This is a genomic window from Polaromonas sp. P3_C2, from assembly GCF_056402675.1.
This window is the reverse complement of the sequence record NZ_JBFUGX010001199.1, coordinates 1-654: the sequence shown is the minus strand read 5'-3', so window position 1 is coordinate 654 and position 654 is coordinate 1. Positions and strand designations below refer to the sequence as shown.

Below are 654 nucleotides of genomic sequence, written 5' to 3'. Positions count from 1 at the left end.
CGCGGCAGCCGTGCTTGGCTGCTTCAATCAGTTCCGCCAGGACCGCTGGGACTCGCACGAAATCGCGGAACTTGCATTTCAGGCCGAGCGGCTCTATCTGGGTATTGCGGGGGGCTGGCAGGACCAGTACGCGACGGTGTTTGGCGGCTTCAATTTCATGGAATTCCGGATGGACCAGAACATCGTTCATCCGCTGCGGATACCGGCCGATGTTCAGCTCGAACTCGAGGAAAGCCTGGTACTTTGCGATACCGGCTCACCACACGACTCCGGCGACATCCACCAGGACCAGCGCCAGCAGATGCAGCAGGATGACATCAGGCAGAAAGTGCAGACCAATGTCGAGCTCACCTACCGCATTCGCAACCATCTGTTGCGCGGCAGGCTGCTGCAGTTCGGCCAGGCGTTGCATGAGTYGTGGCTGCTCAAACGCCAATTCAGCAGCAAGATATCGAACGACCGGCTCGACCAAATCTATGAGGACGCGCGCGCGCACGGAGCCCTTGGCGGCAAGCTGCTTGGCGCCGGCGGCGGCGGTTTCTTTCTTTTTTATGTCACGCCGTTCCGTAAACACGAGCTCATTGGAAAGCTCGAAAGCCTGGGCCTGAATGTGCGTCCATTCCGTTTCGAGCAGGAAGGGCTGCGCGCCTGGTC

General features: G+C 59.6%; 1 protein-coding gene. It reads left to right on the top strand.

From position 1 onward, the window contains the following. Nucleotides 1–654 (top strand): GHMP family kinase ATP-binding protein (locus tag AC1DWI_RS25570; RefSeq protein ID WP_477726242.1); only part of this gene is annotated, 654 nt, incomplete at both ends.